13 protein-coding genes and 2 tRNA genes are annotated in these 12,816 nt (G+C 59.5%); 8 read left to right on the forward strand and 7 right to left on the reverse strand.

Annotated features, from left to right (window positions below; all coding sequences use genetic code 11):
- Positions 1–2 precede the first annotated feature (2 nt).
- Positions 3–75 (reverse strand) — tRNA-Gly (locus QP971_RS02575).
- A 245-nt stretch (positions 76–320) separates the two neighbouring features.
- Here QP971_RS02575 and QP971_RS02580 point away from each other — a divergent pair.
- The 5 genes from QP971_RS02580 (at position 321) to msrB (ending at position 3,728) form a co-directional block, all read left to right on the forward strand.
- Positions 321–392 (forward strand) — tRNA-Val (locus QP971_RS02580).
- A 73-nt stretch (positions 393–465) separates the two neighbouring features.
- Positions 466–1,368 (forward strand): DMT family transporter, encoded by a 903-nt coding sequence (locus QP971_RS02585; RefSeq protein WP_284810791.1) that lies wholly within the window; start codon positions 466–468, stop codon positions 1,366–1,368.
- A gap of 71 nt (positions 1,369–1,439) precedes the next feature.
- Complete coding sequence (locus QP971_RS02590) at positions 1,440–2,126, forward strand: pyrimidine reductase family protein (RefSeq protein ID WP_284810793.1); 687 nt, start codon at positions 1,440–1,442, stop codon at positions 2,124–2,126.
- Positions 2,127–2,144: 18 nt separating this feature from the next.
- Positions 2,145–3,296, forward strand: coding sequence for a glycosyltransferase family 87 protein (locus tag QP971_RS02595; protein ID WP_284787003.1), 1,152 nt, complete (start codon positions 2,145–2,147; stop codon positions 3,294–3,296).
- A 9-nt stretch (positions 3,297–3,305) separates the two neighbouring features.
- Positions 3,306–3,728 carry a peptide-methionine (R)-S-oxide reductase MsrB gene (msrB, locus tag QP971_RS02600; protein WP_284787002.1) on the forward strand — a complete coding sequence of 141 codons (423 nt, stop codon included), beginning with the start codon at positions 3,306–3,308 and terminating at the stop codon, positions 3,726–3,728.
- Positions 3,729–3,841: 113 nt separating this feature from the next.
- Here the strand turns inward: msrB and hemQ are convergent, their stop codons facing one another.
- On the reverse strand, positions 3,842–4,543 hold the full coding sequence (gene hemQ / locus QP971_RS02605) for a hydrogen peroxide-dependent heme synthase (protein WP_239273264.1): 702 nt from the start codon (positions 4,541–4,543) through the stop codon (positions 3,842–3,844).
- Positions 4,544–4,690: 147 nt separating this feature from the next.
- On the opposite strand from hemQ, the gene QP971_RS02610 reads away from it, so the two are divergent.
- Both QP971_RS02610 and QP971_RS02615 read left to right on the forward strand, forming a co-directional pair.
- Positions 4,691–5,350 carry a DUF3000 domain-containing protein gene (locus tag QP971_RS02610; protein WP_420361574.1) on the forward strand — a complete coding sequence of 220 codons (660 nt, stop codon included), beginning with the start codon at positions 4,691–4,693 and terminating at the stop codon, positions 5,348–5,350.
- A gap of 1 nt (position 5,351) precedes the next feature.
- Positions 5,352–6,596 carry an HRDC domain-containing protein gene (locus QP971_RS02615; RefSeq protein WP_269953039.1) on the forward strand — a complete coding sequence of 415 codons (1,245 nt, stop codon included), beginning with the start codon at positions 5,352–5,354 and terminating at the stop codon, positions 6,594–6,596.
- 20 nt (positions 6,597–6,616) lie between these two features.
- On the opposite strand, the gene dxs is transcribed toward QP971_RS02615, so the two are convergent.
- From dxs to dut, 5 genes are all read right to left on the reverse strand, one after another.
- Complete coding sequence (gene dxs / locus QP971_RS02620) at positions 6,617–8,542, reverse strand: 1-deoxy-D-xylulose-5-phosphate synthase (RefSeq protein WP_269953040.1); 1,926 nt, start codon at positions 8,540–8,542, stop codon at positions 6,617–6,619.
- 138 nt (positions 8,543–8,680) lie between these two features.
- A complete protein-coding gene (locus QP971_RS02625) occupies positions 8,681–9,904 on the reverse strand; it encodes a class I SAM-dependent RNA methyltransferase (protein WP_049377384.1) in 1,224 nt (407 codons plus the stop codon).
- Positions 9,897–10,619 carry a DUF3159 domain-containing protein gene (locus tag QP971_RS02630; RefSeq protein WP_049377385.1) on the reverse strand — a complete coding sequence of 241 codons (723 nt, stop codon included), beginning with the start codon at positions 10,617–10,619 and terminating at the stop codon, positions 9,897–9,899. Before QP971_RS02630 ends, QP971_RS02625 begins: the two co-directional genes overlap by 8 nt.
- 17 nt (positions 10,620–10,636) lie before the next feature.
- A complete protein-coding gene (locus QP971_RS02635) occupies positions 10,637–11,584 on the reverse strand; it encodes a DUF3710 domain-containing protein (protein WP_049377386.1) in 948 nt (315 codons plus the stop codon).
- Positions 11,585–11,632: 48 nt separating this feature from the next.
- Positions 11,633–12,106 carry a dUTP diphosphatase gene (gene dut / locus QP971_RS02640; protein WP_049377387.1) on the reverse strand — a complete coding sequence of 158 codons (474 nt, stop codon included), beginning with the start codon at positions 12,104–12,106 and terminating at the stop codon, positions 11,633–11,635.
- Positions 12,107–12,170: 64 nt separating this feature from the next.
- Here dut and QP971_RS02645 point away from each other — a divergent pair, with 64 nt between their 5' ends.
- Positions 12,171–12,707, forward strand: coding sequence for a DUF3093 domain-containing protein (locus tag QP971_RS02645; RefSeq protein ID WP_049377388.1), 537 nt, complete (start codon positions 12,171–12,173; stop codon positions 12,705–12,707).
- Positions 12,708–12,816: the final 109 nt, after the last annotated feature.

Below are 12,816 nucleotides of genomic sequence, written 5' to 3' on the forward strand. Positions count from 1 at the left end.
GGAGCGGATGACGAGACTCGAACTCGCGACCCTCACCTTGGCAAGGTGATGCGCTACCAACTGCGCTACATCCGCATTGCCCCGCGAACTTTCTACCGTTGCGGTGCGAGAAGAAACATTATCGTGCTCCGCGCCAGTTTCCAAATCCCCAGCCCAGCGGCATTCTTTCCGGCGCCGATTTTTTACATTCGGACCATCCCAAAGCACACTGATGTGATTCTCCGAAGACAGTGAACCACAAGCCGCCTCCCTCTGATGTGCACTCCTGCCCAGCCAATTAGGTGTTTGAATTTAGTGCGGTGTAGATTTAGCCACCGCAAGGTCCTATAGCTCAGTGGGAGAGCGTTCCGTTCACACCGGAAAGGTCACTGGTTCAATCCCAGTTAGGACCACAATTTCCCGCCCATAGCTCCACTCCATGGGAGCTTGGTCGGGTTCCTTTATATGCCTGTAAAGTGTCCCGACGTGTTGTGGATTCTCTTAGGCATTATCGCCGGACTCGTTCTGCCCGTTCAGACCTTGGTTAATACGCGCCTTCGCGCGTCTACTGGCACGCCGTTTTCCTCTTCGCTCATCTCGTTTGCCGTGGGCACGTTGACTTTGCTTGTCATCGCGACAGCCGTCACCGGCGGCGAATTCGGCATTTCCCGTGCCTTTGGGGAACCGCTGTGGATTTGGTTCGGTGGCCTGCTCGGCGTGGTTGCGCTTACTGGAAATATCCTGTTGTTTCCTCATCTGGGCGCGGTCCAGACCGTGGTCCTACCCATTGCGGGCCAGATCATGATGGGCCTTGTCATCGACCACTTTGGACTATTTGACTCCCTCACTTCCCCACTATCCCTAGTTCGCGCGCTAGGGGCACTAGTTGTCCTCGGTGGTGTGATTTCTATTGTAGCCAGCCCCGGCGCGCCGACGAAGCAAGAAGACAGTGCTATGGCGTTATGGCTTTGGCGCCTCGCAGGCTTTGTCTTTGGTTGTTTTACCGCAAGCCAATCCGCCATTAACGGCCACCTTGGTCAGATCACTGGGTCGCCCGTTAGTGCGGCTTTGGTTTCTTTTAGCATTGGCGTTTCCGCGCTGGTAGTGCTCAATATTGCTTTGCGCTGGCGCCCTCGCATTGAGCGTCCCGAGGGTAAGGCTAACCCATGGTGGATGTGGGCAGGCGGCGCCTTGGGAGCCTTGTTTGTCTTTGGCAATGCGGCCTTAGTACCGCAGATTGGTACTGGTCTTACTGTGGTGGCAACGCTTCTTGGTTCCATGGTGGGCTCCGTACTGATCGATCGTCTGCGGGGCGCCCCCGTAGTAATGCGCCAGGTAGCCGGCATTGCAGTGATTTTGGTTGGCGTAATACTCATCCGCTTGATGTAGGCCCATCGTCTGGAGTGCGCCCTGCGCTTTGCCGTGCTGGGCATCTGGTGCCTTGACTAGGCTGGGAAGGCATGGATATCTCTTCGCTATTGGGCCCGGATTCCGGTGATGTATTCACCGTCCGCACAAATATGGTCAGCACGCTAACCGGCTCGGCAACCATGAACCACGTGTCCGAAGACATGGGAAATGATACTGACGGGCAGCTCTTCGCAGCTTTACGCAACTGGGCAGACGTCGTGTTGGTGGGTGCGCAAACGGTGCGTGCGGAGGACTATTCAGGAGTTGCTCCGGCCACGGATGGCTCACGTCCTGCTCCGATTGCGGTGCCTTCCCGCAGCCTTGATTTCGATATCACCTCGGACTTCTTCACGGATTTTACTACCCCTCCCATCCTCTTGGTCCCCCATAGCAGCCGGGACGACCAAGAGCTCGCACAGCGCATCGTGACCATCGAATCCGCAGGCGCGGAAGTCTGCGATGCTGGCAAAGGAACCGTGCAGGACTACATATCCGTCTTGAAGGACCGCGGGTTTAAGCGCGTACTCTGCGAGGGCGGGCCAGGAATGATAGGGCAGCTGGTAGACATCGATGCCATCGACCAGATGTATTTGACCCTAGACCCACATCTATCTACCGGCGTGGAAACTCCCATGGCGACGTTTCAGGGCGAGCATTCCCATCGCCGCATGCAGTTAGAAAATGTCGCGGCCGATCACGATGGCACGGTGTTTCTGCGGTATTCCCGCTCCCGCTAGGCCGTAGACTAAGAGGCCGTGAATTCCCGAATCAATGCCGCTGCCTGGCCCGTGGCCATCCTGCTTGTTGTGCATCGCGTGTTCATCATCGCGCGCAATGGCACGCCGACGGATGACTTCACCACCGTGTATAACGCTGTGGCACGCATGTCCACTGGCCAGCCGGTCTATGAGCAGGCTTATAACCACGTTGACCCGCTGTACCTGTATACCCCGGGGGCGACGCTGCTGCTCGCGCCGCTAGCGCACATCGATTTTTCGCTGGCACGGGGACTATTCATCGTCGCCAACGCGGCTGCAATCGTGGCAGCGCTAGCGGTGCTCACCCTTACGGTGGGCCGCACACTTACTTCGGCAGTGTGGCCAGTATCCATCGCTTTGGCCTTTGTCACGGAATCGGTGACCAATACGCTCGCATTTACCAATATCAACGGCATTCTCTTGCTGTGCATGGCCGTGTTCTTGTGGGCCTTCGTGCGCGCCGAGCGCACCCCATGGATGGGCTGGGTGGCAGGCGTGGCCATTGGACTGGCCATCGTCATTAAGCCGCAATTTGCGCCGTTGCTCTTCCTGCCGTTGGTCAAGCTACAATGGCGCAGTCTCGCGACAGGAGTCAGCGTACCGGTAGTACTCAACCTTCTAGCGTGGCCGCTCGTGCCGGACGCTAGTGGCTTTGTGGATAACCTCCTGCCCTACCTCTCGGAAACCCGTGACTATGCCAATTCTTCCTGGGCAGGCTTCCACGCCTACGTTGACTTTGGCGCGGGACTGTATTGGACCGTGTGGTTGATATTTGCCGCGCTTTCGGCCGCAGCGATTCTCGGGCTTTTGCGCTGGCGCAACTCCGACCCGACCTTGTGGGCACTGACGACCAGCGGGGCGATCATGGTGGGTATCTTCTTCCTGTCTTCCCTCGGCCAACAGTACTATTCCATGTGGCTTTTCCCGCTGATGTTTACCGTGGTACTCCCACGCTCAGTATTTCATTCCGCAGGAGCGTGGTTTGCGGCCTTTCTCTATTTGGCTCCCGTTTCCTGGGCGTCTACAGCGCACCCGGATGCTGGTCGGTGGATGAATTTTTTCACGGCTACGGCGGGATGGGCGCTGCTTATCGTCGCAATTTTCGCTACGGTCGCCGGCTGGTGGCGTGCCGCGCGCAGCACGGTTTAGACTCGGCCCATGACCGATATCAAGCTCATTGCCGATACCGAATGGCGCCAGCGCTTAAGCCCCGAGGAATACTACGTCCTGCGCGAAGCCGGCACCGAGCCGCCCCACGTAGGCGAGTACACCAATACCACCACCGAGGGGGTCTATTCTTGCCGCGCGTGTGGAACGGAGCTTTTCCGCTCTACGGAAAAGTTTGAGTCCCACTGCGGCTGGCCTTCCTTTTTCTCCCCACTCGCCGGGGACAAAATCATTGAGCGCGAAGACAACTCGCTAGGCATGCGCCGTGTAGAGGTTTTGTGCGCCAGCTGCGAATCCCACCTGGGGCATGTCTTTGAGGGCGAGGGCTACGATACCCCCACCGACTTGCGTTATTGCATCAACTCCATCTGCCTGGACTTGGAGGAAAAGCCGGTAGAAGGTGGCACCGCCTAAGGTGGCATGCACAAGAAAGCGCGCCCCGTCAGCAGCCTAACGTGCAGGCTAGTGACGGGGCGCGGCTAAGAGGGGACGTCGCCAAGCAGGGCTACTGCTGGGCGGCGCTTCTTTTAGGGCAGTACTGCGATGAGCTCTGCTACGTCCTTGACGCGGCGACCGGTGTGGAAGGGAATCTCCTCCCGCACGTGGTGGCGGGCCTCGGTGTACCGCATCAAGTACATCAGGTCGACGATACGGTGGAGCTCATCCGCCTCGAAGGCCAAGATCCACTCATAGTCACCCAGGGCAAAGGCTGGGACGGTATTTGCACGCACATCGGGGTAGTCGCGCGCCTGCATACCGTGCTCCATGAGGATGCGGCGGCGCTTTTCCTCGTCCATGGTGTACCAGTCATAAGAGCGCACGAAGGGGTATACCGAGATCCACTCCTTCGGCTCCTCACCCATGATGAAGGATGGCAGGTGGGACTTATTGAACTCTGCTGGACGGTGCAAGGAATTGCCCACCCAGGTCACTTCGCTGACTTGCCCTAGGGTGGTCTCGCGGCGGAAGTCCCCAAAGACCTTCTGCAGGTCAGAGAATTCCTCAGCGTGCCACCAGATCATGAAGTCGGCGGAATCGCGCATAGCCGTGAGGTCGTAAATGCCGCGCACCGTTACCTTCCCGGCCTTTTCCACGCCGGCAAAGAACTCCTGCGCTTGGGCGATGATCTCCGCTCGCTCGGTGCCGAGCGCGCCCGGAATCACCTTAAAAACCGCGTGCTGGGAATATTGCTGAACTGCGTTGAGTTCCTTGTAGTCAAGCTTCGCCATTGCGTTCTCCTTTGCAGAAGTCTTTGGGTTAACGAACATATCCATCATAAGTTGGATATGGAACCTTGTCACTTCCCCTCCCACACAAATGGCGACACACTTGCGGATCGGCGCGCCTCCCCCAGCTAGAGGCCGCGAAACTATAGCTTGAACGTCGTGAGCAATTCCGAATCGACCACCCCACGCAGCGCCGAGGCCTCCGCCCCCACCCCTTTGCACGGGCAGGCGGAAAGCCACGAGCCAGCCACCCCCGCCGCCTTCACTCAAGCAGTGGAGTCCATGCACGCGGCCGACCTGCGTCCTGAGATAACCCTAGGCTCCATTCGCCCACCGCAACGCCTTGCGCCGTTTAGCCACGCAATCGGCCTCGAAGTGGGAAACGAAGACAACCCAGATATCGTGCCCACCGATGCAGAGGGCGACGCCTTTGGTCGCCTCATCCTGCTCCACGATCCGGGCGCTGAGGAAGCTTGGGAGGGCGCCATGCGCCTTGTGGCCTATATCCAGGCGGATATGGACGACGCCGTAGCCGGCGATCCCCTCTTGCCCGATGTGGCGTGGCAATGGCTCAACGAAGGCTTGGAAAAGGAGGGAGCCGACCACACCAATTTGGGCGGCACCGTCACTTCCACCGCGTCCGTGCGTTTTGGAGAGATTGGCGGGCCTCCGCGCGCCTACCAGATCGAAATGCGCGCTTCGTGGACTGCCGAAGGCCTCGACCTCGCACCCCACGTGCAGGCTTTTGCCCAGGTATTGGCCAACGTTGCCGGACTACCCCCTGAGGGCGTCACCGAGCTCGGCCGCTAATATGCCAGAATTGCGCAGCCGGCCGCTCGAGGGCATCCCGCCGGTTCTTGCCACCCCGGAGGAATTCACCGCTGCCGCAGCCCGCCTAGCCGCGGGTACGGGCCCCTTTGCCATCGATACCGAGCGCGCCTCCGGCTATCGCTACGATGATCGCGCCTTCGTAGTGCAAATTCGCCGCCGCGGCGCGGGCACGATGCTTTTTGCCCCTGAAGGCCACCGCGAGGAGCTCACGGCCGCCCTTGCCCCAGTGCTCAACGGCACGGAGTGGATTATTCACGCCGCCCATTCGGATTTGCCTTGTCTCGGGTGGCTCGGTCTATTTCCTGGCTCCATCTTTGACACGGAACTGGCGGCACGGCTCGCCGGATTTGAACGGCCCAATCTGGGCACTATGGTCGCGGAGCTTTTTGACGTCGAATTGGAAAAGGGCTACGGCGATGCCGACTGGTCCACCCCGCAGCTCAGCGAGGAACTCAAGGCATACGCCGCGCTCGATGTGGAACTGCTCCTCGAGCTGGCCGAAGCCCTGCGCGACATTCTGGCCGAACAAGACAAGATGGACTGGGCTTTAGAAGAATTTTCCGCCATAGTCCAAGAACATTCCGGAGACTTCGCTCCCCAGCCGCACACGTGGCGCGATCTGAAGGGCATCTCGAGTTTGCGCAGCGGCAGTCAGCTCGCTGCTGCTCGAGCGCTGTGGTTTAAGCGCGACGCTATCGCTCGGCGCACGGACACTGCGCCCGGCCGGGTATTAGCGAATAAGACGCTGGTAGAAATTGCACGCGCCCTTCCCACCACCGCCGGCGATCTTGCCCGAGTCAAGGGATTTCCCCGCCGGCGCAAGGGCGCGACCGCCCGGTGGATGGCTGTGCTTCGCCAGGCGCGCGCCGTTCCCCCGCAGCAGCGGCCTCGCGTCCATCGCGCCCCACAACCGGTTCCTTCCAAAACCATCTGGGCCAAGGACTACCCGGACCTATGGGAGATATACCAAACTATCCGCGCGGACATCGCCGATCTCGCCGCTGAACTCGGTATGCCATCCGAACTCCTTATCCGCCCTGCCGCTTTGCGTGCAGCGGTATGGGCGAAGGTAGGTGTGCGCGCCGATAAGCGCCACCGCGGACCTGATTCTGTCGCCGGCGCCATTCGCCAGCCAGGCGACGTCGCTGCCTTCCTCCGCGCGGAGGGCGCGCGCGAATGGCAAATAGAAATGACCGCCCCGATTATCGTGGACGGTCTTTTCTAAGAATATTTAGCAGGCTAGGTTTAGTTCTCCTCTCCTCGCGCGTTGGCATCAGCAGTGAGGTTTTCTAGCCACTCGCTTATCGACGCCGCCATAAGCTCCGGCGTTAGCCCAAATTCTTCCAAAACCTCGCCGCGGGAGCCGTGCTTAGGGAAGTAACCCGGAACGCCGAGTCGGCGCACAGGAGTATCGACCTCGGCTGCGCTGAGGGCCTCCGAAATCATGGAGCCAATACCGCCGCGTACAAGGCCGTCTTCTGCAGTAACCACCAAGTCGTGGTCAGCGGCGAGAGCCACCACAGAGCTTGCCACCGGCGCTACCCAACGCGGGTCAACAACGGTAACGTTCACGCCCTGCTCGCCGAGCAGCTTTGCAGCCTCGATGCTGCGAGCGGACATGGCACCGATGGAAACGATGAGTACCTCAGGGGTGTCCTCGCCGGCATCGGCTTCGCCATAGTGCAGGATGTCTACACCATCGCCCAACGTATCCACCGCTTCCATATCCGGCAGCAGGTTGCCCTTAGGGAAGCGGACCACGGACGGGCCAGATTCAATCTCTAGCGACTCACGGAAGAGCTCCCGCAGGCGCGCGCCATCGCGCGGGGCGGCAATATGCATTCCCGGCACAATGCTCATGAGCGCCATATCCCACACGCCATTGTGCGAAGCGCCATCGGAACCGGTAACTCCGGAGCGGTCAAGCACGATGGTTACCGGCAGCTTTAGCAGCGCAATATCCATAATGACCTGGTCCACGGCCCGGTTTAAGAAGGTGGAATATACCGCCACCACGGGGTGCATCCCGCCGAGCGCCAAACCAGAGGCAGAGGTCATTGCGTGCTGCTCGGCAATTCCCACATCAAAGAACCGCTCTGGGAAGCGCTCTTGGAAGGGAGCGAGCCCAGTTGGCCCGGCCATAGCAGCGGTAATGGCAACGAGGTCATCGCGCTTTTCGGCAGCGGCTAGCAGCTCCTCTGAAAAGGCGGCCGTCCAGCCAGGCTGCTTGGTGCCCTTAGCCACACCGGTGACCGGATCGATAGCACCGGTGGAGTGCATTTGGTCCTTCGGCTCATTGACGGCTGGGGCAAAACCGTGGCCCTTTTCGGTAACCACGTGCACGATGATGGGCCCGTCATACTCGCGGGCATAAGTCAGGGCATGCACCAAGCTATCGATATCGTGCCCGTTGATGGGGCCGATGTACTTCATCCCCAGTTCCGGAAACATCTCGGTAGGCAAGACGGTGGACTTGACGCCTTCCTTCATGGCGTGCAAGGCATCAAAGGCACGCTCGCCTACCCATCCCATTTGCTTCAGGCGGCGCTTACCCTGTTCCATGAGCTCGTCATAACCGTGCTGGGAGCGGATGCGGCCTAGGTTTTCGGAAATGCCACCGATAGTGGGCGAATAGCTACGGCCGTTGTCATTGACCACGATGACCGCATTGCGCCCCTTATCCTCAGAGATATTATTTAACGCCTCCCAGCACATGCCGCCGGTGAGGGCGCCATCGCCGACAACACCGATGACATTGCGGTGACCGTCGCCGCGAATCTTGAAGGCCTTAGACAAGCCATCGACCGTAGACAGCGACGCCGAAGCGTGGGAGGACTCGGTCCAGTCATGCTCGGATTCGCCGCGGTCCGTATACCCCGAAAGGCCGTCCTTTTGCCGCAAGGTATCGAATTGATCCGTGCGCCCCGTCAACATCTTATGCACATAGGACTGGTGCGAAGTGTCAAAAATAATTGGCTCGCGCGGAGAATCAAATACGCGGTGCAACGCAATAGTCAGTTCCACCACGCCCAAGTTAGGCCCCAGATGTCCGCCCGTGACGGAGACCTTGTCAATGAGGCGCTGCCGAATCTCTGCCGCCAGCTCCTCAAGCTTGTCTGCAGACAGTGCCTTGAGGTCCTGCGGCGAGTTAATGGTATCCAAGATAGTCATGGAGCGGCCTTCAACTCCTTCTGTGCTTAGTTCTTCTTTTCTACCGTACCCGCGGCGGGCGGTGAATATTATATCGGTCAATGTTCCGAGAACGGCGCGACAACGTGCCACACCCCGCCTCGGAGCTATAAAGGCTCCTTAGGCAGGGGTAATGAGAGCAATCGTTTCAAAGTGGTGCGTTCCGGGGAACGCGTTAATGAGTGCCATCTTCTCTATTCCGTATCCGTGCTGGTTCCAGTATCCCAAGTCACGCGCGAAGGTGGCGGGGTCACATCCCACGTGAACGACCGCCTGGGGTGCAGCGGCCGCCACGGAACGAATTACGTCCTCCCCTGCTCCTGTGCGCGGCGGATCAAGGACTACAGCGCCAGGCTTGGGAAGCTGTGCGGCGACGTGCTCTACCTTCGCGGACTTTACTTCCACATCGCAGTCCGCCAGGCCGGCCTGTTCCCCGGCCGTAGCCGCCGGTGAGTAATCCACGGAGATAACCTTGCCCTGCACGGCGTGGGCCAATACTGGAACGAAGAGGCCGACGCCGCCGTAGAGATCCCAGGCGGTGTGCTCTTGGTACTCGCGACCCCCGAGCCACTCCGCTATCAGATCGGTATACGCGGCCGGTGCGTGGCTGTGGGCCTGCCAGAAGGCGGTAGCAGGAAAGCTAAACGTCCGCCCGTCGACATGCTCGTGCACCTTGCCGCTGCCTTCTACCACCTCACGGATGGTCTCCACGCGGCGCCCGCGCGGGGCCTTGCGGGTTTCTACCACGTGGCGGTTGCCCTCGCCATCGAAAACGGCGATAACCTCAGCGCCTGGGGTAAACCGGCGCGCGCCCTCTCCAACGAGCCCCTCTGCCAATCCCGGAGCCAGCTGCGTACACGCAGCGCCCGTAACAAGCTCATTGGACCGACGCTGACGGGTTCCGGCTCGCCCTTGCTTGTCGACGCCCCACCTCACCCGCGTGCGCCATCCCCGAACCGGCTCTAAGGTGTGCTGCTCAATTTTCAGTTCCTCGCCGGTGACAACGCCGGTGCGGCGCAGCTGTTCCGACAAGATCTCTGCCTTGATTCCGGTTTCGGCCGCGGGATCCAGCTCGGCGAAATCACAGCAGCCTGCTCCTTGCGTGGCCGCAGGACATGACGATGGAACACGCAATGCCCCAGGACTTAGTACGCTTTCCAGGTCTGCCTTAATGAACGACTTCTTTACACGGCCGGCCGTAGCTTTTACGACGTCGCCAGGAAAAGCGCGAGGGACGAATACCACTCGCCCATCCGGCGCCTGGCCAATTCCTTCCCCGCCGTGCGCCATGCGGTCAATAGTGACCTCAAAACTATCGCCACGGCTCATCGTTGATTCAGTCATTTTCTGCCTCAGACTTTTGTTCTCGTTCTGCGTTAGTGTGCTCACCTGTGCCCGCCGCTGCGTCAACGGCTGCATCCGCGCGGCGCACCATCCACACGGTCAACGCCGTAACTAGAAGCGTCAATGGCCACCCCATCAAGATTCGGGTCACCCCTAAGGCTGTGGTTGCATCCGCATCATAAATGGCGCGCTGAACAACAAAACGGGCCAGGAAGATGACCGCCCACCCACCAGTAGCGATGGCATAAGCCCGGCGCGCCTCTGGAATCTTTTGCCACTGCATCTCCTCGCCATTGATCCCCTTCCAGATGACACCCACAGCGGGCCACCGAAAAAGGATTGATAGTACCGCGGCAATGCACAGCGCCAACGACATCCAGATGCCGTACAAGAAATACCCTTTTGCATCACCGGTAAACCAGGCGATGGCTGCGCAAAGAGCCACTCCCAGCAGACCCGATATGGCTGGCTGCAGGGTCTCTTTACGGATTACCCTCCAAAGTGCAATAACAACGGCCACGCCGAGCGCCGCCGCTAAGGCTGGCCCCAGCCCAAAGAAGTTATTGACAGGAATCAGCACAATGACCGGCAAGGTCGCCGAGATGAGCCCTGACAAGCCTCCCATTTGCTCCAGCAGGGTGGGTTCGGCAGCAGACTCCTCAGAGTCCAGGTTCTTAGCGTCCGGGGAAGGTTGCGGCGAGGAAGAATGTGTCACGTGGTTTACTGCTTTGCCTAGTTCTTGGAATTAGGTGCAGAGCCCTCATCGGGATTCTGCGGGGACGATCCATTCTCACCCTGTCGTGGGGTACCGCCCAAATCGCGCAAGTGTTGCTCCGCCTCTGCTTTTGCCGCGGGGTCGGGGCCGCCCCCGCCGTTTTCTGAGTGGTGTTGAGCATTAGCGGCTGCCTGCTGTTTTTGCTGGCGCTGGTCCATGGCCTGCTTGACCTGCTCTACGAGCTGCTCGGGCATGATGACCGGCAAAGCATTTCCCGCCAGGATGGGGTCTTCCCCGCGGTAGACGAAGGTACGGGCAGCAACCTCGCGGGCCATGTCTGCTAGGTCTGCTTCCATACCGGCCGGCGCGGCCAGGGTCATGCGCAGCATCCAGCGCGGACCATCTGCGCCGATAACGCGGACCTGACCGTTGTCGTTCTTGCCCACGACCTCAGCACCCCAAGGGCCTGGCTCGGTAGTAACGGTAAGTCCGTCGCGGCTCATGCCCTCCTTGATTTCCTCCACGGATTCTGCCCACTGGCCCGGCTTACGTGGGGCAGCAAAGGCTACTGGAGTAATTCGGCCTACCTTGGTCACGATGTGCAGCATTCGTGGGCCTTGTTCGCCCATTTCCACCTGTACCTGGGATTCCTTTGGCAGTGGGATGCGCAGGGACCCCAGATCTAATACGCCAATGGAAAAGTCGCTGAAATCAAAGGTCTCGATATCGACGGAGTCGCCATCAAAGGGGCCGGTCTGGCCATTGATGGCATCATGGGCGAATTCGCTGGGTTCATTGCCAGAAGCCGCCGCGGCATCTGCTGCGGTGTCGTCTACTGGAGCATAGGTCTCCTGCGCCTCCGCATCCGCGGACGTGGGGTCCGCCGACTTTTCGCTTTGTGCTGCAGGCTTTTCCTGAGCCTTCTTTTCTTCGTCGTTCTTCTTGCCAAAGGGCCAGATTCCCATGGGTGCTACGTCCTTTCTAAAAGTTTCGTTGAGTCTCTACTGCTTGAACTACACACCGGTAGAGCCATAGCCGCCGGCTCCGCGGACGGTGTCATCCAATTCTGCAACTTCAGCAAACCCCACCAGCTCTACGCGCTGGACCACGAGCTGAGCGATGCGCATTCCACGTTCGATCTCAATAGGAGTGTGCCGGTCGTGGTTGATGAGGCAGACCTTGATCTCCCCGCGGTAATCGGCATCCACCGTGCCTGGGGTATTGACAATGGAAAGCCCTTGCTTGGCGGCTAGTCCGGAGCGCGGGTGAATTAAACCGACCGTTCCTAGTGGCAGCGCAATGGCAATCCCGGTGCCAACGAGGGCGCGCTCGCCGGGTTGCAGGGTAAGAGATTCAGCTGCATAGAGGTCCGCACCGGCGTCACCACGGTGTGCGCGGTGCGGCAGCGGAAGCTCCTTATCCAGGCGCTTGACTTTAACGTCCCCAAAGGGGCTTTCTGGTTGAGAATGCGGAATCGAGTCAGTCACCTGGCCAATCCTACCTGCCTTGGAAGGTTCATTCTGCGGCGCGTGTGGTCTAGACTGACTAGACGTGTCTGATACATCTGCTACTTCCGCAACTCCGGCACCGTCAAGCGCCGCTTCGGCACAGGGCACGGTGGCCCCTCAGGTGCTCTACCGCGAACGCCAATGGGTCCCTTGGTACTTTTGGCTTTTTGCAGCCGCCATCGTGGGGCTTACTTCCGCTACCGCTGGCCTTAACCGCTCCATGTGGTGGACCATTATTCCCGCGATCCTCCTTGGCGCTATCGCCGTGTGGGTACTTATTACCTGGTCCAATACAGTTATCAAGGTAGAGCGTGACCCGGATGGAACGCGTTGGCTCACGGTCAAAGATGCCCAATTGCCTAACGACGTCGTGTCGCGGTCTATCACCGTTCCTAAATCTGCGCGGCGCAATGCGCTGGGTCCGCAGTTCGATCCCGCAGCGTTTTTGGTTTCCCACGCTTGGGTGGATGAGCACGCCATGATGGTGCTCGATGATCCAGAAGATGATACTCCTTATTGGCTCATCGCCTCGAAGGATCCGGAGGCTTTGCTCCACGCTTTCGTTCCGGAACAGCACTAATCTTTATTGACTTCGTACACCACAGAAAATGTCTTGATTTCTAGTGGTCGTGGAAACACCTGACATGGGTTAGGTGATTGTGTGGAGTCGAAATGGGTTCCGGATTCTG

The sequence above is a fragment of the Corynebacterium marquesiae genome, from assembly GCF_030229635.1.
Taxonomy (GTDB): Bacteria; Actinomycetota; Actinomycetes; order Mycobacteriales; family Mycobacteriaceae; genus Corynebacterium; species Corynebacterium marquesiae.

What these genes read in the sequence shown, in the direction of transcription:
- QP971_RS02590 (WP_284810793.1), top strand. Translation starts at nt 1,440, where the DNA reads ATGGATATCTCTTCGCTATTGGGCCCGGATTCCGGTGATGTATTCACC.
- msrB (WP_284787002.1), top strand. Translation starts at nt 3,306, where the DNA reads ATGACCGATATCAAGCTCATTGCCGATACCGAATGGCGCCAGCGCTTA.
- hemQ (WP_239273264.1), bottom strand. Translation starts at nt 4,543, where the DNA reads ATGGCGAAGCTTGACTACAAGGAACTCAACGCAGTTCAGCAATATTCC.
- QP971_RS02615 (WP_269953039.1), top strand. Translation starts at nt 5,352, where the DNA reads ATGCCAGAATTGCGCAGCCGGCCGCTCGAGGGCATCCCGCCGGTTCTT.
- dxs (WP_269953040.1), bottom strand. Translation starts at nt 8,542, where the DNA reads ATGACTATCTTGGATACCATTAACTCGCCGCAGGACCTCAAGGCACTG.
- QP971_RS02625 (WP_049377384.1), bottom strand. Translation starts at nt 9,904, where the DNA reads ATGACTGAATCAACGATGAGCCGTGGCGATAGTTTTGAGGTCACTATT.
- QP971_RS02635 (WP_049377386.1), bottom strand. Translation starts at nt 11,584, where the DNA reads ATGGGAATCTGGCCCTTTGGCAAGAAGAACGACGAAGAAAAGAAGGCT.